At 33.9% G+C, this 18732-nt stretch carries 16 protein-coding genes; 13 read left to right on the forward strand and 3 right to left on the reverse strand.

What is annotated here, in order from left to right; genetic code table 11:
• The first annotated feature begins 64 nt into the window (after positions 1-64).
• The 3 genes from ACPX19_RS11955 (at position 65) to ACPX19_RS11965 (ending at position 1797) form a co-directional block, all read left to right on the forward strand.
• Entirely contained in the window at positions 65-673 is a 609-nt protein-coding gene (locus tag ACPX19_RS11955) for a porin family protein (protein ID WP_426430237.1), read from the forward strand.
• A 228-nt stretch (positions 674-901) separates the two neighbouring features.
• Positions 902-1321: a type II 3-dehydroquinate dehydratase gene (gene aroQ / locus ACPX19_RS11960; RefSeq protein WP_426430238.1), complete on the forward strand. Its 420-nt coding sequence runs from the start codon at positions 902-904 to the stop codon at positions 1319-1321.
• Between the two features lie 2 nt (positions 1322-1323).
• Complete coding sequence (locus ACPX19_RS11965) at positions 1324-1797, forward strand: outer membrane beta-barrel protein (protein ID WP_426430239.1); 474 nt, start codon at positions 1324-1326, stop codon at positions 1795-1797.
• A gap of 47 nt (positions 1798-1844) precedes the next feature.
• Here ACPX19_RS11965 and lpdA read toward each other — a convergent pair whose 3' ends face one another.
• From lpdA to msrB, 3 genes are read right to left on the reverse strand one after another with little or no spacing between them, the layout of a single operon-like run.
• Positions 1845-3221: a dihydrolipoyl dehydrogenase gene (gene lpdA / locus ACPX19_RS11970; protein WP_426430240.1), complete on the reverse strand. Its 1377-nt coding sequence runs from the start codon at positions 3219-3221 to the stop codon at positions 1845-1847.
• Between the two features lie 57 nt (positions 3222-3278).
• Positions 3279-3830: a DUF1572 family protein gene (locus tag ACPX19_RS11975; protein ID WP_426430241.1), complete on the reverse strand. Its 552-nt coding sequence runs from the start codon at positions 3828-3830 to the stop codon at positions 3279-3281.
• Positions 3823-4317, reverse strand: a complete 495-nt coding sequence (gene msrB / locus ACPX19_RS11980; protein ID WP_426430242.1) for a peptide-methionine (R)-S-oxide reductase MsrB — start codon at positions 4315-4317, stop codon at positions 3823-3825. Before msrB ends, ACPX19_RS11975 begins: the two co-directional genes overlap by 8 nt.
• Positions 4318-4512: 195 nt before the next feature.
• Between msrB and glgA the strand changes: the two genes are divergently transcribed.
• The 10 genes from glgA to ACPX19_RS12030 all read left to right on the forward strand — a co-directional run bounded on the left by glgA (position 4513) and on the right by ACPX19_RS12030 (position 18699).
• The gene (gene glgA / locus ACPX19_RS11985) at positions 4513-5721 is read left to right on the forward strand and encodes a glycogen synthase (protein WP_426430243.1); all 1209 of its coding nucleotides are present in this window, start codon (positions 4513-4515) and stop codon (positions 5719-5721) included.
• Positions 5721-6989: a glucose-1-phosphate adenylyltransferase gene (locus tag ACPX19_RS11990; protein WP_426430244.1), complete on the forward strand. Its 1269-nt coding sequence runs from the start codon at positions 5721-5723 to the stop codon at positions 6987-6989. The genes glgA and ACPX19_RS11990 overlap by 1 nt, the downstream gene beginning before the upstream one ends.
• Positions 6990-7109: 120 nt before the next feature.
• Positions 7110-9047, forward strand: a complete 1938-nt coding sequence (locus ACPX19_RS11995; protein WP_426430245.1) for an alpha-1,4-glucan--maltose-1-phosphate maltosyltransferase — start codon at positions 7110-7112, stop codon at positions 9045-9047.
• A 2-nt stretch (positions 9048-9049) separates the two neighbouring features.
• Positions 9050-10681, forward strand: coding sequence for a trehalose synthase (locus ACPX19_RS12000; RefSeq protein WP_426430246.1), 1632 nt, complete (start codon positions 9050-9052; stop codon positions 10679-10681).
• Between the two features lie 4 nt (positions 10682-10685).
• On the forward strand, positions 10686-12596 hold the full coding sequence (glgB, locus tag ACPX19_RS12005; RefSeq protein ID WP_426430247.1) for a 1,4-alpha-glucan branching protein GlgB: 1911 nt from the start codon (positions 10686-10688) through the stop codon (positions 12594-12596).
• Positions 12597-12748: 152 nt separating this feature from the next.
• The gene (locus ACPX19_RS12010) at positions 12749-15166 is read left to right on the forward strand and encodes a glycoside hydrolase family 31 protein (protein ID WP_426430248.1); all 2418 of its coding nucleotides are present in this window, start codon (positions 12749-12751) and stop codon (positions 15164-15166) included.
• 81 nt (positions 15167-15247) lie between these two features.
• Complete coding sequence (locus ACPX19_RS12015; protein WP_426430249.1) at positions 15248-16078, forward strand: M48 family metallopeptidase; 831 nt, start codon at positions 15248-15250, stop codon at positions 16076-16078.
• Positions 16079-16146: 68 nt separating this feature from the next.
• A complete protein-coding gene (locus ACPX19_RS12020) occupies positions 16147-17436 on the forward strand; it encodes an MFS transporter (RefSeq protein WP_426430250.1) in 1290 nt (429 codons plus the stop codon).
• A gap of 31 nt (positions 17437-17467) precedes the next feature.
• Positions 17468-18373 carry a hypothetical protein gene (locus ACPX19_RS12025; protein ID WP_426430251.1) on the forward strand — a complete coding sequence of 302 codons (906 nt, stop codon included), beginning with the start codon at positions 17468-17470 and terminating at the stop codon, positions 18371-18373.
• 149 nt (positions 18374-18522) lie between these two features.
• A complete protein-coding gene (locus tag ACPX19_RS12030) occupies positions 18523-18699 on the forward strand; it encodes a hypothetical protein (protein WP_426430252.1) in 177 nt (58 codons plus the stop codon).
• Positions 18700-18732: the final 33 nt, after the last annotated feature.

The raw sequence follows: 18732 nt of genomic DNA on the forward strand, positions 1-18732 counted from the left end.
AATTATTTAAAATGTAAGTAAAGAACTACGTTTGCTGTAAATAAACTATTAATTAAAAGGACAAATGAAAAAATTATTATTTTCTACTGCTATGGCAGTATTTTTTTTAACTCATGTAAACGCACAATCAGATTCAGGTGATTTTACATTAGCACCCCAAGTTGGTTTAAACTTATCAAATTATACAAGTTCTGAGAATTTAAATAATAGAATCAGAACAGCCTTTAATTTTGGTGTAGTGGGCGAATATTACCTTAATGACCGTTGGAGTCTTCGTTCTGGTTTATTTTATGATTCTAAAGGAACTAAAATTAAAGAATCCGGTGAAGAGTATATTGATAAACTCAATTACTTAGCAGTACCAATTCATGCAAACTGGCATTTTGGTTCTAAAAGAAATTGGTTCTTAAATTTTGGACCAACCTTAGGGTTTTTATTAAGTGCTAAGGCAGATACACCTGAGGGTGAGTTTGATGTTAAAGATGAACTTGAAAGTAGTTTTGATATTGGCTTGGGTCTAGGTATAGGTTATAAGTTTAATGTTTCTGAAAACACAGAGCTTTTTATTCAGTACCAAGGCTATAATGGATTTATTGATTTATTTGGGCTTGATGAGTTTAGCGTATTCAATGCAACATCTGCTTTTAACGTTGGAGTAATCTTTCAACCATAGTAAAGTCTAAATATAATTTAAAAACGGTACTAGGTTCTAGTTCCGTTTTTTTATCTTATTTTTAGAAAGCAAATAATATTAAAGTTGGCTCAAGTATAAATCGTCTCACATAAGTAGTATACTAGAGTTCCAAGGTTTATGACGTCTGAGAGAATTTTTATATACTTAATCAAAAACCGAAGCATAGTCTTCGGTTTTTTTATGCCCTAATTTTTCTATATTTACTCTATGAAGCAACTGATTATAATTAACGGACCAAATTTAAACCTTCTAGGAAAAAGAGAGCCTGAGATTTATGGTAAAGAAACTTTTGAAGATTATTTATTACTACTCCAGAAGAAGTATAGTGGTATTAAGATAGGTTATTTTCAGTCTAATATTGAAGGTGAGCTTATAAACAAATTACAGGAAGTCGGTTTTAGTTATGATGGTATCATTTTAAATGCTGCTGCTTACACACATACTTCTGTTGGTATTGCTGATGCTGTGAAGGCTATAGAAACACCTGTTGTAGAAGTGCATATTTCTAACACATTTTCAAGGGAAGAGTTTAGGCACCAATCCTACATTTCACCAAATGCTAAAGGTGTAATTCTTGGTTTTGGCCTTAAGAGTTATGATTTAGCTATTGAAAGTTTTATTTTTTAAGCATGAAGAAAGCAGTTCTATTATTTTTATTCTTTTGTTTTAGTCTTATCGGTTCTGCCCAAGCCACTTTTGGTGTTAAGGGTGGTTTAAACTTTACCTTTTTTAAGGTAACAGAAGGCGATTTTGGTACAAATCCAGATATAGAAACTGGCTATTATGGAGGTGTTACAGTAGATTTTCCAATAGATAATGGCTTTCATATTCAACCAGAACTGCTTTATAAGGGTATTGGTGATTTTAGGTTTATAAATGCTCCTATTTATTTAAAATACGATATCTATAATACCCTTCATATTTTAGTAGGGCCAAGTTTAAATTATTTTTTTGATTTTTTCTCGAATAAATTTAAAGTTAGGGCAGACTTAAGTTTGGATTATGACTTTTCTTCAAAACTAAGCATGCACATGAAATATACCATAGGCCTAGAAGAGTTCTCGCCAAACGTTTTGTTTCTAGGTCTTGGTTATAGATTATAAAAAAAGCGATTCAATTGAACCGCTTTTTATTTAAGTGTTAATTTGTTTTATAAGTGTATCACTTCACCATAAGCATCTGCCACAGCTTCCATAACGGCTTCACTCATCGTTGGGTGAGGGTGAACCGCTTTTAATACTTCATGACCTGTGGTTTCTAACTTACGACCTAATACAGCTTCTGCAATCATATCGGTTACCCCTGCACCAATCATATGGCATCCTAGCCATTCGCCATATTTAGCATCAAAAATTACTTTTACAAAGCCATCTTTATTCCCTCCTGCACTAGCCTTACCAGATGCAGAGAACGGGAATTTACCCACTTTAATATCGTAACCTTGTTCCTTGGCTTGAGCCTCAGTAAGACCAACACTTGCTATTTCTGGCGAGCAGTAGGTACAACCAGGAATGTTACCATAATCTAAAGCTTCAACATGCATGCCTGCTATTTTTTCAACACAAAGAATGCCTTCGGCAGATGCGACGTGTGCTAATGCTTGTCCTGGAGTAACATCTCCAATGGCATAGTATCCCGGAATATTGGTTTGGTAGTAATCATTAACCAAAATTTTATCGCGATCTACTGCAATACCAACGTCTTCTAGACCTATATTTTCAATGTTTGATTTTATACCAACAGCAGAAAGCACGATGTCAGCCTCTAAAACTTCATCTCCTTTGCTGGTTTTTATAGTAGCTTTAACACCATTACCTGAAGTATCAACAGAAGTAACTTCGGCAGATGTCATAATTTTTATTCCAGATTTCTTAAAGCTACGCTCTAATTGTTTAGATACTTCATCATCTTCAACAGGAACAATTTTTGGCATATATTCTACAATAGTCACTTCGGTTCCCATTGAATTATAGAAATAAGCAAACTCAACACCTATGGCACCAGAACCAACTACTATCATTTTCTTTGGTTGCTTTTCTAGAGTCATGGCCTGTCTGTAGCCAATTACTTTTTTGCCATCTTGAGGTAAGCTTGGTAACTCACGAGAACGTGCACCAGTTGCGATTATAATGTGGTCAGCAGAATATTCTTTACCGTCAACATCAACTTTTTTTCCAGGTTTAACTTTTCCGTAGCCTTCAATAACGTCAATTTTGTTCTTTTTCATTAAGAACTTTACACCGTTACTCATGCCATCTGCTACACCACGGCTTCTTTTTACAACTGCATCAAAATCATGTTCTGCATCTTTTACCTTTAAACCATAATCTTCTGCATGTTTAAGGTATTCAAAAACTTGAGCAGATTTTAAAAGTGCTTTGGTTGGAATACAACCCCAATTTAAACACACACCACCAAGACTTTCTTTTTCTACTATGGCAGTTTTAAACCCTAATTGAGATGCTCTAATTGCCGTAACGTAGCCACCAGGACCACTTCCTAATACTATGATATCGTATTTACTCATGAGTAATTTTTTAGTTGAATTTTTGAGAGTACGAATTTACAAAACCAAAATGTAATATTAAAGGTCTTCGGTAAAATGTCTTTTGCCTTTATCTTTAGCAAATTTTTCTTGATTGTAATCTTTTGATTTCCCTTTGGGAATTGAATGGGATTGCCAATTTTCTCCTTTGGCAAGTTTTCCTAAAAATACAATCTGACCAACGTGGTAGGCATAATGCATCATTTGTCGGTTGATAGCTTCAACTACAGTATGCCCTTGGTTTCTTATGTAAATAACACGTTCTAGGTCTTCAGTTTTAATTGGCTTTATGGCGTTAAATAAACAATTCCAACCTCTGTTCCATGCATTTAATAATTCTTCTTTAGAGTGAAATGAATCGATAAATTCACCATCTCGCTGTCTCCATTCTTTTTCACCATCTTCGGTCAAGAAATTTGTCCAACGACTTAGCATGTTGCCAACAATGTGCTTTACGATAATTGAAATCGAATTAGAGTCTTTTTTAAACTCTCTTTTTAGCTCTTCAAAAGTTAACTGTTCAAAAGTTTTATCTCCAAGACTTTTATAGTATTCAAATTGTTTTATACTACTTTCAAGATAACTATTCATCTTTTTTGGAGTCTTCTGGTACAAATTTTAAAGCCACACCATTAATACAATGACGCTTTCCAGTGGTCGCTTTTGGGCCATCATCAAAGACATGGCCTAAATGTCCGCCACAAGTTGCACAATGCTCTTCAGTACGTTCATATCCGATGTTATAATCTGTAGAGAAAGCTACATTGCCTTTTATTTCTTGGTCAAAGCTTGGCCAACCAGTGCCAGAATCAAATTTGTGCTCACTTTTAAATAGAGGTGTATCACAAGCAGCACAATGATAAACTCCTTTCTCATAATTTTTATTTAAAGGACTAGAAAATGCACGTTCGGTACCAGCTTCTCTCAAAACATAATACTCCATTGCGGTGAGTTCGGCTTTCCATTCTGCATCGGTTTTGGTAACAGGAAACGTTTCATCTTTAGTTTCCTTTTTTTGGGCAGAGCCATTACAACTAAATAAAATTGTAGTTAAGGCGAATAATAAAATCTTTTTCATAGCTTAAATTTACAAAATTTTTGATTAATTTTTGTCGTACTAAGTTTTGAATGATTACAAATCAAGCAGTGCAATTTTTTATTAAGTATTTAAATTAAAGAGTTGATAAAATCATAATAATTCTTTAATTTACAATGCAGATATTTTAGATACTTTTCTCATTTAATTTCGTTATACAGCTTTAAGCAATATTATATGAAAGCATTATTTCTTACAAGAGAATTTCCTCCTTATGTTTATGGTGGTGCAGGTGTGCACGTAGAATATTTAGCCAAAGAGTTATCAGAATTAATGGAGGTTGAAGTTAGAGCTTTTGGCGATCAGGATGAGTCAAGAAACAACTTAAGTATTAAAGGCTATCCTTTTGAAGATGGATTTTTTAAACATAGTGATGGTAAATTAAAGTCTATATTTAAAACTCTAAGCACAGGTCTGCACATGAATGCCGATATTATAGATGCAGATATTGTGCATTGTCATACTTGGTATTCTCACTTTGCAGGTATTATGGCAAAATTGTGCTATGGTATACCTATGGTCTTGACCACACATTCGCTTGAACCATTGAGGCCTTGGAAACGAGAACAGTTGGGTAGAGGATATGATGCCTCGTCTTGGATTGAAAAAACGGCCATAGAAATGGCAGATTGCTTAATTGCTGTGTCTGAAGAAACCAAGCAAGATATTATTAAACATTTTGATGTTGATGAGGATAAAATTGAAGTGGTTTACAATGGTATTGACTTAAAAGAATATGCTGTTGTTAAAGAAACAAATGTGCTTGAAACATATGGTATTGATAAAAACAAACCCTATGTGCTTTTTGTTGGAAGGATTACAAGGCAAAAAGGAATCGTTCATTTAGTTAATGCCATTAAATATATTGATGCTGACACTCAAATTGTCTTATGTGCTGGTGCCCCAGATACAGAAGAAATAGCCAAAGAAATGGAAGATGCAGTAGCGGAAGCGTCTAAAACAAGAGACAATATCTTTTGGATCGATAAGATGTTAGATAAAAAAGACGTCATTCAGCTCTATTCGCATGCAGATGTATTTTGTTGCCCTTCAATTTATGAACCCTTCGGAATTATAAATATTGAAGCTATGGCATGTCAAACTGCTGTGGTAGCTAGTGCTGTTGGTGGTATAAAAGAAGTGGTCGTTGAAGGTGAAACGGGATTACTTATTAATTTAGAGCAACAAAATGTTGCTCCTTTTGAGCCAGTGAATCCGGATCAATTTTCTAGAGATTTAGCAGAAGGTGTAAACAAAGTGATTAACAATAAAGAACTTAGAGAGAAAATGGCTAAAAACGGAAGGCATAGAGTTGAAGAATTTTTCGACTGGAAGGCAATTGCAAAACAAACTAAAAATATATATCAATCATTAATCATTAAATAATGATAAACGACAAAGTTTTAAGTATAATTTTGGGTGGAGGACAAGGGTCTCGTCTTTATCCATTAACAGAAAGTAGATCAAAACCTGCTGTTCCAATTGCTGGAAAATATCGATTGGTAGACATTCCAATTTCAAATTGTATCAACTCAGATATTAAACGAATGTATGTGTTAACACAGTTTAATTCAGCTTCTTTGAATAGACATATTAAAAACACATATCATTTCAGTTTTTTCAGTTCAGCATTTGTAGATGTTTTGGCAGCAGAACAAACTATAGCTAGCGACAAATGGTTTCAAGGAACCGCTGATGCAGTTAGACAGAGTCTACACCATTTTTTAAGGCATGAGTTTGAATACGCCTTAATACTATCTGGTGATCAACTTTACCAGATGGACTTCAATGAAATGATAAAAGCACATGAAGCTAGTGGTGCAGAAATATCAATTGCAACACAACCAGTAAATGCTAAAGAAGCAACATCTTTCGGAATTTTAAAAACAGATGAAAATAATTTTATTTCTTCTTTTATAGAAAAACCAGATGCATCTCAATTGGCTGATTGGTCATCACCTGTGAGTCAAGAAATGCAAAATGCAGGTAGAAATTATTTGGCATCTATGGGTATTTACATTTTTAATAAAAACTTACTAGTTGATTTATTGAAAGATCCCAATACTGTTGATTTTGGTAAAGAGATTATTCCGGATGCAATAAAGAATCATAAAACCTTAAGTTACCAATTTGAAGGTTATTGGACCGATATAGGAAATATTGATAGCTTTTTTGAAGCAAACCTTGGCTTGACAGATGAAATACCAAAATTTAATTTGTATGATAATGAACAAAGGATTTATACAAATGCCAGAATTTTGCCAACTTCAAAAATATCAGGTACGCTTTTAGATCGTACGGTAATTTCGGAAGGCTCAATTATTCATGCTGCAAAAATTGAACGTTCGGTAATTGGAATTAGGTCTAGAATTGGCGCAGAATCTACAGTTATTAATTGCTACATGATGGGTTGTGATCGTTATGAATCCCTAGAAGAAGTAGAATCAAAGAATATTAAAATCTACATGGGAATAGGTGAGCGTTGCTTTATAAAAAATGCAATTCTCGACAAAAACTGCCGAATAGGAGACGATGTTAGAATCAATGGCGGCAAACAATTAAAAGATATAGAAACTGATACCTATGTTGTGAAAGATGGCATTGTTGTAGTTAAAAAAAATGCGGTTATTCCACCAAAAACTATAATTCAATAAGTAATAGAGTTTGTAATTCTTTTTAATTAAAAAAGTTATATTATTCATCGTTATTTATTCCTTTCAAATGTCGATAATGTATAGTATTTTCGTTAAAAACTAAACAATCAAAATAGCAATATGCAGAACCAAAAACGTGTTGTCATAGACGCAGTTAGCCCTCAAATAAATTGTGGAGAATTTTATATAAAACGTATCGTAAATGAAATTGTAAAAGTGGATGCTCATGTCCTTGGAGATGGACATGATGTTGTAGCGGCATCAGTACTTTTTAAGCACGAGAAAGATAGAAAATGGAGTGAAGTAAGAATGCACCATAGCGTTAATGATGAATGGGAAGCATCTTTTACAGTAGAAAATCAAGGTTTTTATAGTTATAAAGTTGAAGGTTGGGTAGATTATGCATTAAACTGGCAACATGGTATTGTACGCAAAATTGATGATAATCAGCATGTAAAGTCTGAACTTTTAGAAGGTATAACTTACCTAAAACCATTATTAAAAAAAGTTTTAAAAAAGGAAAAAGAGTACTTAGACTATTGCATAAATTGTTTTAATGATGAAGAAAAGTATAACGAAGCAATCAAAGAAGCAAAATCCCATAATCTTCATGATATTTTTGTAAGATATCCTGAGAAATTTCTAGCTAACGAATCTAAAGAGCTAAAAATCTATGTAGATAGAAAAAAAGCACTCTTCAGTACTTGGTATGAGTTCTTTCCAAGATCATCTTCTCAAAATAAAGGACAACATGGAACATTTAAAGACTGCGAACGCCTTCTGCCTAGAATTGCCGAAATGGGCTTTGATACTTTGTATTTTCCACCAGTACATCCGATAGGCGAAGTCAATCGTAAAGGAAAAAATAACACAACAGAAGCTAAAGATGGTGACGTAGGTTCAGCTTGGGGAATAGGTTCGCAGTACGGAGGACATAAAGATATTCACCCACAATTAGGAACTGTTGAAGATTTTAAAGCTTTGGTAAAAAAGGCTAAAGACTTGGGTATTGAAGTTGCAATGGATTATGCCTTGCAGGCAGCACCAGATCACCCTTGGGTAAAAGACCACCCAGATTGGTTTAAATGGCGACCAGATGGAACTGTACAATATGCTGAAAATCCGCCTAAAAAGTATCAAGATATTTTACCTATATATTGGGAAAGTAAAGACTACAAAAATCTTTGGAAAGAATGTTTGGATATTTTGATGTACTGGATAGATTGTGACATCAAAGTATTTAGGGTAGATAACCCTCATACCAAACCGTACTATTTTTGGAATTGGATTATTGATGAAGTGAAAAAGAAACATCCAGATGTTCTTTTTCTTGCTGAAGCATTTACTAGGCCAAAGGTAATGCAACAGTTAGCAAAACAAGGTTATACGCAATCGTACACGTATTTTACTTGGAGAAATACAAAGCAAGAGTTTATTGAGTACATGACTGAACTTACCCAAACAGAGCAGCGCGAATATATGCGACCAAACTTTTGGCCAAATACACCAGATATTAACCCATACCATTTACAAGGCGCTAACGAATCTAAATACATACAGCGTTACGTTTTAGCAGCAACACTTAGCTCTAATATTGGAATTTATGGTCCAGTCTTTGAGCAGCAGATAGATGAGGCAATTCCCGGAAAGGAAGAATATTATATGTCTGAAAAATTTGAAGTAAAACATTACAATTGGGATGTGCAAAATAAACTGACGGCTGTTATATCAAAGGTCAATGCCATTCGTCATCAACATGAAGCTTTACAACAGACCAATAACATAAAGTTCTGCAATGTAAATAATGATAATCTAATAGCTTATTACAAATGGAATGATGCTAAAACCGACGAATTGTTAATTGTTGTTAGTTTAGAGCAGTACTATGTGCAACAAGGAACAGTTCAATTACCTTTGCAAGATTTAGGCATTCATTCTGGTCATCAAATTACTGTAAATGATTTAGTAACGGGAAGTAGCTATAACTGGTATAACGAATGGAACTTTGTAGAGTTGCACCCAACCCTTCCATTTCATATATTTAAAATAAATAAATAGAAATGTCCAAAAAGAAATCTACAACAGTCAATCTCAAAACACTGTACAATTTTGATGTACAATGGGAAGAATTGATGGAAAATAAAGATTTTGTAAAAACATTTCTATCAGACGTACTAGAAAAGTATATCATTAAACAGCGTTGGTATGGTGGAAAATCTAGTAAGCTAAAATACATTGAACTAGCTGAATATTTCAGAATCCAACAGAATGAAGAAGTGTATTACGGACTCATTTTAGAAGTGAATTTTTATGAAGCTTTTTATCAACATTACTTTTTGCCAATAGCTTTTGTATCTGATGAAAACTTTGCTAAAGATGACCGTATCCTTCCAATAAGCATCCAAAAACAAGAAGGCTTTATCATAGATGCCATTAACCTTGAATCTTTTAGAAAAGTAGTTTTTGAGCGCATACTCAATGCTGTGCCTAAAGACCGTACTCGAGTGCAGTACAAAAAGAGCTCAATATTTACGGATTGTCAATACGAGTCTTCCAGATTTATGGGTATGGAGCAGAGTAATACCTCTATTGTTTATAACAATAAATATGTTTTAAAATTCTTTAGGAGAATTTACGCAGACCGTAACCCAGATTACGAGATGAGTCGTTTTTTATCCGAAAAGAAAGATTTTAAAAATACGCCAGCTTATTTGGGAAGCATGCAAATTAAAGATCATGAGAATACCAATATAACCATAGCTTTAATGAACGAATTGGTTCCAAATGAAGGAGATGCATGGGATTACATGCTTAAAGAGTTGCATAAAGTATTTTCAAATTTAGAGTATAAAAACATCAATATTGGTCGTCTTCCACATACAGAACCATTTGAAAGATTGATGATTAGGGATATTCCTGCGCAAATAATTGATTGGGCAGGTTTAAATGTGTTTACCAAGATACAAACACTTGCTAAGCGTACAGCAGAGATGCATATTGCTTTAGGGTCAGAGTTTGAGGACACATCCTTTACGCCTGAACGTTTTAATGGTGATTATACGGTTTGGTTAAAAAATAGATTATTATACCAATTTCAAAATAGGCTGAATGCGGTTGAGAATAATCTTCATAAACTTGATGGCTTGGCATTGGAGTTGGCACATGAGTTTTTGGAACGTAAAAATGAAATAAGGAAACGTTTTTTAAATTTTGATTGGACTAAGTTAAAAGGTGAACGGTTAAGAGTTCACGGCGATTACCACTTGGGTCAAATACTTGTTAAGAATGATGATTTCTATATTCTTGATTTTGAAGGAGAACCAGAAAGTACAATTAGAGACAGAAAGGTTAAACAACCACCACTTAAGGATGTTGCCGGATTGTTTAGGTCATTTCATTATGCCATTTATGCAACTATTTTTAACAATCAAGATAAATATAAGCATAATCAAGAAGAACTTTTTAAAGCAGGTGAAATTTTGTATCAATACTTTATTGGTCTATTCTTGGGAACTTATGTTGTAGAAATTCAGAATGCAAATATCAATATAGGCTACCAACAAGAACGTATCTTTTTATTAAAATACTCACTATTAGAAAAAGCGGTTTACGAACTAGGTTATGAGCTTAATTCCCGACCACTTTGGGCAGTTATTCCATTAAAAGGAATTTCAAATATTATCAACCACTAATTTTATGGCAGAAGTTATAGTACACAGTTTATTTACCGATTTTGATATCAATCTGTTCAAATCGGGTAAACATTATCGCCTTTACGAAAAATTCGGTTCTCACATCATAACGGTTAATGGTGTAGAAGGTACGTATTTTGCAGTTTGGGCACCAAGCGCAAAATCAGTTTCAGTAATTGGCGATTTTAATTTTTGGTTAGAAGGAGATCACAAACTTAATGTTCGTTGGGACGAAAGTGGCATATGGGAAGGCTTTATACCAGGTGTGGGCAAAGGAAATCTATATAAGTATAAAATTCACAGTCATCATAACGATATAAAAACCGAAAAGGCAGATCCTTATGCAAGACGCTGTGAGCATCCTCCAAAAACAGCTTCAATAGTATGGGAGGATGATTATAAGTGGAAGGATAGCAAATGGATGAAAAAACGAAAAGACCATAATGCTTTAGATGCCCCTTTTTCAGTTTACGAAGTTCATTTAGGCTCTTGGAAAAAGAAGGTTGAAGAAAATAAGTTCTTAACTTATGAAGAACTCGCAAAAGATCTTGTAACCTATGTTAAGGATATGAACTTTACACACGTAGAGCTTATGCCAGTTATGGAATATCCTTATGACCCTTCTTGGGGCTATCAACTCACCGGTTATTTTGCGCCAACATCTCGTTTTGGTTATCCTGAAGGGTTTAAACTTTTAGTAGATAAGCTTCACCAAAATGATATTGGAATTATTTTAGATTGGGTGCCTTCTCACTTCCCTGAAGATGCTCATGGATTAGGATTTTTCGATGGTTCTGCTTTGTACGAGCATCCAGATAGGAGAAAAGGCTACCATCCCGATTGGAAAAGTTTAATTTTTAATTATGGTCGTAATGAAGTAAAATCGTTTTTAATAAGTAATGCCATTTTTTGGCTAGATCAATACCACGCTGATGGATTACGTGTTGATGCTGTGGCTTCAATGCTCTTTTTAGATTATAGTAGAGAAGATGGGGAATGGGAACCAAATATGTTTGGAGGGAGAGAGAATCTTGAGGCTATTTCCTTCATGCGAGAAATGAATGAAGCAGTCTACAGTACCTTTCCAGATGTTCAAACTATCGCAGAAGAATCCACTGCTTTTCCTATGGTTTCAAAACCAACGAGTATTGGAGGTTTAGGCTTTGGAATGAAATGGATGATGGGTTGGATGCACGATACCTTGCAATACTTTGCTAAAGAGCCAATTTATAGGCGGTTCCATCAAAATGATTTAACCTTTAGTATGACCTATGCTTTTACAGAAAACTTCATGCTTCCATTAAGTCACGATGAAGTAGTTTATGGTAAACATTCTATTTTAGGGCGTATGCCAGGAGATGAGTGGCAACGTTTTGCAAATCTTAGATTATTATATTCCTACATGTTTACGCATCCAGGCACTAACCTGTTGTTTCAGGGTGCAGAGTTTGGTCAAAGCGGCGAGTGGAATTTTCAACAAAGTCTAGATTGGCATTTATTACAGTATGATCCTCATAAAGGTGTGCAAACATTGATTAAAGATTTAAATAAGTTTTACAGTAGCGAGCCAGCTTTATACCAAAAACAATTTTCAGGAGAAGGCTTTGAATGGATAGATTACAATGATTCTCAAAACTCAGTACTACTATACATCAGAAAAGGTAATGATACAGATGATGATCTTATAGTTGCTTGTAATATGACACCAATACCAAAAGGCAATTATAAAATGGGTGTACCACGAAAAGGTAAGTTAAAAGAGATTTTTAATAGTGATTTAAAAAAATATTTTGGAACAGGAATGTATAAAAATAAAACACAAACTGTAAAAACAGAACCTTGGCAATATAGAGATTATTCTGTTGAGATAAATATCCCACCTTTAGGAATGGTTGCATTTAAATATTCAAAATAATAGCTTGGTATTCAGTTGAATATTTGTGATTTAAGCAAAATTAATGTCCGAAAACGTTATAGTTGACAATTCTATATAATTAGAGGGCTAACCACTTTCTTAATTTCTAATTTTTCCGTTTTTTTACACGCCCTTAAATATTAAATCATACTATGATTACAAATACAGAATTAGAAAATAAAGGAAATCAGTTTCCTTCAAAAATAATAAGCTTTAAGAAAGATGTAGATAAACTCTATTTCTCAACAGATAATGATGTTATTCTACAATTAACAGTTGTCCGCGATAGCCTTTTAAGATTTAGATATACTACCGTAGGTAATTTTGATAATGACTTCTCTTATGCTATAACCAAATACGCTAGTATTGGTTATAATAAATTAGAAATTGAAGAGAATGAAGATTGTTATGTAGTAATAACCTCTAAATTACGATGCGAAATTTCTAAGGAAAGCCTTCGCGTCTCTGTATACGATGTAAAAGATAATATTTTAATTAACCAAGATGAAATAGGTTTCCATTGGGAAGAAAGCTATGGATTTGGTGGAAACATCGTAAAAATGAGTAAAGTTTCTAACGATGGTGAGAGTTACTATGGACTTGGGGATAAACCTAATCATCTCAATTTAAAAGGAAAGCGTTACGACAATTGGGTTACGGATTCTTATGCATACGGAAGAGATACAGACCCAATTTATAAGGCTATTCCATTCTACACTGGGCTTCATCATGGTAAGGCTTATGGAATTTTCTTCGATAATTCGTTCAGAACTTCATTCGATTTTGCTCATGAAAGACGTAATGTCACAAGTTTTTGGGCGCAAGGTGGTGAGATGAATTATTATTTCTTCTACGGTCCAAAAATGAGCGATGTTGTAGAAAGTTATACCGATTTAACAGGAAAGCCACACCATTTGCCACCATTGTGGGCACTTGGCTTTCATCAATGCAAGTGGAGCTATTATCCTGAGAGTAAAGTAAAAGAAATAACATCGACCTTTAGAAAGCTTCAGATTCCATGTGATGCTATTTATTTAGATATTGATTACATGGATGGCTTCCGTTGCTTTACATGGAATAAAGAGTATTTTCCTGATCCTAAGGGTATGGTTAAAGAATTAAAAGAGCAAGGTTTTAAAACCGTTGCCATCATAGATCCTGGTATTAAAATTGATAAAGACTATTCGGTTTTTAAGGAAGCTTTAGAAAATGATTATTTCTGTAAACGTGCTGATGGTCCTTATATGAAAGGAAAAGTATGGCCAGGAGAGTGCTACTTTCCGGACTTTACAAATCCAGAAGTAAGAGATTGGTGGTCAGGTCTATTTAAAGAATTAATTGAGGAAATCGGTATTAAAGGCGTATGGAATGATATGAATGAGCCTGCGGTAATGGAAGTGCCAAATAAAACTTTCCCTGATGATGTAAGGCATGATTACGATGGTAATCCATGCAGTCACAGAAAAGCACACAATATTTATGGAATGCAAATGGCTCGAGCTACCTATCAAGGATTAAAGAAGTATTCATATCCTAAAAGACCATTTGTAATAACAAGAGCCGCTTATTCTGGCACACAACGTTATACATCTACATGGACTGGAGATAATGTTGCAACATGGGAACATTTGTGGATTGCAAATATTCAAGTACAGCGATTAGCAATGTCTGGTTTCTCATTTGCCGGTAGTGATATCGGCGGTTTTGCCGAGCAGCCTCAAGGTGAATTGTTTACGCGCTGGATTCAATTAGGTATATTCCATCCGTTCTTTAGAGTTCATTCTTCTGGTGATCATGGGGATCAGGAACCTTGGGCTTTTGATGAGGATGTTACTAATATAGTACGCAAGTTTATTGAGTTAAGGTATCAGTTATTACCTTATTTGTATACTGCTTTCTGGAACTATGCAGATCACGGCACACCATTATTAAAATCTTTAGTAATGTTCGATCAAGATGATGTTCAAACCCATTATAGAACAGATGAGTTTATCTTTGGTGAGCAGATTTTAGTTTGCCCTGTTTTAGAGCCAAATGCAAAAGGACGTAGAATGTATATTCCAAGAGGGAATTGGTATAATTTCTGGACAGATGAAATTATAAAAGGTGGTAAGGAAATGTGGGTAGATGCAGATATAGATGATATGCCAATTTTTATTAAAGAAGGGGCGATTATTCCTAAATTCCCAGTACAGCAATATGTTGGTGAAAAAGAAATAAAAGAGATTACTCTAGATGTTTATTACAAAAATGGTAAAGAAGCAAGTGAGTTATTCAGTGATGCTGATGATGGATATGATTATACAAAAGGGAGATATAGCTTGAGAAACTTTAGTCTTACGGGCAGAGAGAATGAGCTTATTATAAATCAGCATAAAGAAGGAAAATTTATTACTGATTATGAAACATTTAATGTTCATATTCACGGATTACCTTTTGATATTATTGAAATTCAAATAGACAATCAAGTTATCTCTCTAGAGCATTTAAAATCTAATGGCACTAGTTCTTTTGTAGTAGACAAAAACTTCTCCGAGCTTCATATTCTTGGAAAAAGAAGTAAAAACTAAGTAATCATATTATACAAGAAGTGTCCTATAATTAGGAATAGATTTAGTATTTTAGTAAATACATAATTAAAACCATTAGCTATGACTTTAAAAAAAGTAATTTCAATATTAGGAATAGTAGCAATTGTTGTATCATGCGCTACAAATCCATTTACAGGGAAAAAAACCATGGCATTTGTTTCTAATGACCAGTTATTTCCATCTTCATTTGCACAATATAATCAGGTTTTAAATGAAAGTAAAGTTGTTACTGGTACCAAAGATGCCGAGATGATTACACGAGTAGGCCAACGAATAGCCGTTGCTGCTGAGCGTTGGTTAAACTCTAATGGATATCAAGGCTATTTGGATGATTATAAGTGGGAGTATAAATTAATTGAGTCTGAGCAGGTAAATGCTTGGTGCATGCCAGGTGGTAAGATTGCATTCTATACAGGCATACTTCCTATTGCACAGAACGAAACAGGTGTTGCTGCGATTATGGGACATGAGGTTGCACATGCCTTGGCAAATCATGGACAACAACGCATGAGTTCTGGCATGCTTCAACAACTTGGTGGTGTAGGTGTAGCTATAGCAACTGGTAATGAGAGCCCAGAAAAACAACAAATGTGGATGCAAGCTTATGGTTTGGCTAGTAACGTGGGTGGAATGTTACCATTTAGTAGAGCCCATGAGACAGAAGCCGATAAAATAGGTATATACTTAATGGCCATTGCTGGTTATAATCCAGATGAAGCGGCCGAACTCTGGAAACGTATGAAGGCGAAGAGTGGAGGACAAGCGCCCCCAGAGTTTATGAGTACGCATCCAAGTAATGATTCGAGAATTGCGAATTTACAGGAGTTAGCACCAAAAGCAAAGTCTGAGGCAAAAAAATTCGGTGTTACTTCGTTTAGACCAATAAATTAATATTGGCTTAAAAATAATTGATTACTTTAGAAGCTGTTCAACAAGAGCAGCTTTTTTAATTTACATATATGAGCGAACTTAAAAAGGGGAGTAAAAAACTTCTAAATGCTTGGGCATTTTATGATTGGGCAAATTCAGTATATACCCTTACAATAGCATCGTCTATTTTTCCAATATTTTATTCTGCATTGTTTATTTCAGAGGTTAAAAAAGTTACCGCATTTGGATATGAATTTAAAAGCACTGCGTTAATCACTTTTGTAACAGCTTTTACCTTTATGGTAGTTGCAGTAATGTCTCCTATTCTGTCTGGTATTGCTGATTATATTGGTAATAAGAAGAATTTTATGAAGTTCTTTTGCTATGTTGGTTCAGCAGGTTGCATAGGTTTATATTGGTTTAGTTTAGATAGAATTCATCTTAGTTTATTATTCTATTTTATGGGGCTTATAGGGTATTGGGGAAGTCTAGTGTATTACAATTCATATCTACCAGACATAGCATATGAAGAGCAACAAGATAGTATAAGTGCAAAGGGTTTTAGCTTAGGGTATATAGGTAGTGTCATTTTGTTGGTTATTAATTTAGTGATGGTTATGAGCCAAGAAAATGGTGCAGATAAAGTACAGATGATGCGCTATTCATTTATAACAGTTGGTATTTGGTGGGCAGGATTTAGTCAGTATACATTTTATATTTTACCAAAAGGAGCTTCTTTAGGGCACAAGGTAACGAAGGATGTTATTTTCAATGGTTTTAAAGAATTAAAAAGTGTTTGGATAGACCTAAAAGGCAACTTAAGATTGAAACGTTATTTAAATGCCTTTTTTGTATTTAGCATGGCTGTTCAAACCATAATGTTGGTTGCTGTTTACTTTGGTGAAGAAGAAATTAATTGGGGAAGTGATGAGGCTAAAACAATGGGGTTAATTGTAAGTATATTAGTGATTCAACTTGTAGCGATAATAGGTGCGGTATTAACATCGAGGGCATCTTCAAGATTTGGAAATATACCAACACTAATTGCTGTTAATTTTATTTGGATGTGTTTATGTTTCTACGCCTATTTTATGAAAACACCCGTGCAATTTTACATAGCAGCATCTTTGGTTGGATTGGTTATGGGAGGTGTGCAATCTTTAGCCAGATCTACCTATTCTAAATTTTTACCAGAAACAGAAGACACAACATCATATTTTAGTTTTTATGATGTTGCCGAAAAAATAGGTATAGTTATTGGAATGCTCATTTATGGTTTTATAGATCAGATTACAGGAAGCATGCGTAATTCTATATTATTCTTATTTATCTTCTTTTTAATAGGCATTATTCTACTTTATAGAGTGCCAAAAAAATAAATTCAAAATTAATTCTTAACTTTAACATGCTATGGTTAAGAAAATATTTTTATTAGGCACATTTGCCATACTATTTATGGCAGTAAACTGTGATAATGAACCTTATGAAGGTGAAATTATATTTGAAGATACTGCTTGTTTAGATGCTACTCAAATTACATCTATTGCTCTTGGAAATTTTCTAAACGCATCTCAAGAAGATTACAATGAATTTTGTTTCAACTATAAAGAAGCTTTATTAAATCAGATACAAGTTTGTGGTGACGAAGATGGTGGCTTGCAACTACAAGCAGACAATCTAGGTAATTGTGAAGAAGAAGTTAATTTATGTCAGGAAGCAACTGAAGCAACCGAACTTGCACGTATTATTTATGAGAGCGCAGCAGATGAAACCATAGAAGATTTGTGTAATGCTTACAAGGATGCTATACTTTATCAAATAGAGGTTTGTGGCGATGATGGTACTTTACTCTCTATTTTAGAAGAACTTGGCAGTTGTGAAATAGAAGTAGTAGATGTTTTGGGCACATGGAAATTGATTTCATGGAATACTGATGAACCGAGAGATTTAAATAATGATGGAATAGTAACTAATAATTACCTTGAAGATATAGATTGCTATGAAAATGAGACCATTGAGTTTAATCCTGATGCAACAGGCACCATGTTTTTGAGATCTATGGCTGAGTTTACATATACACCTACAGCAGATGGGGAAGATTTTTTTACTAACTGTATACAAATTAATGTAGACAGAAACTTTACTTGGTCAGAAACCATTAATACGATTGATTTATTATTTACTGATGGATCAACAATTAGTTTATTTAAAAACGGAAACCTATACGTTGCTATTGATGATGGTTTTTATGCCGAAAGCAATATTGATAACTCAGTAATTACTGAACGTGTTATTTTTGTTTATGAGAAAATCTAAATTTCTGGTAATCTAAACTTAGGTTGTTGATTCATAAATATTCTTATATTGGAAGTCACTAAAAAATCAATAATGAAGAAGCTATTTGTACCTTCCATCTTATACCTAAAGGTACTTTCATCTTTAGTATTAAAGTTGGAGCTAAACCTTTGCCAAAAGATTTAAAATATCTTAACCCTAACCAAATAGAACAAGCCTTTATTTTTCCTAAGGATATTACCATTGCTAAAACCAAACATAATACTTTAGACAACCCAATTATCCTTAACTATTTCTTAGACGAGTGGGAAAAATGGAAAGTTGATTTTGAAGCTGGAACGAATTAGATTTCTGATTAACATAAATATAACAATTTCTAT

Origin of the sequence: Winogradskyella sp. HB-48 (assembly GCF_049942685.1) — a bacterium.
Classification (GTDB): domain Bacteria; phylum Bacteroidota; class Bacteroidia; order Flavobacteriales; family Flavobacteriaceae; genus Winogradskyella.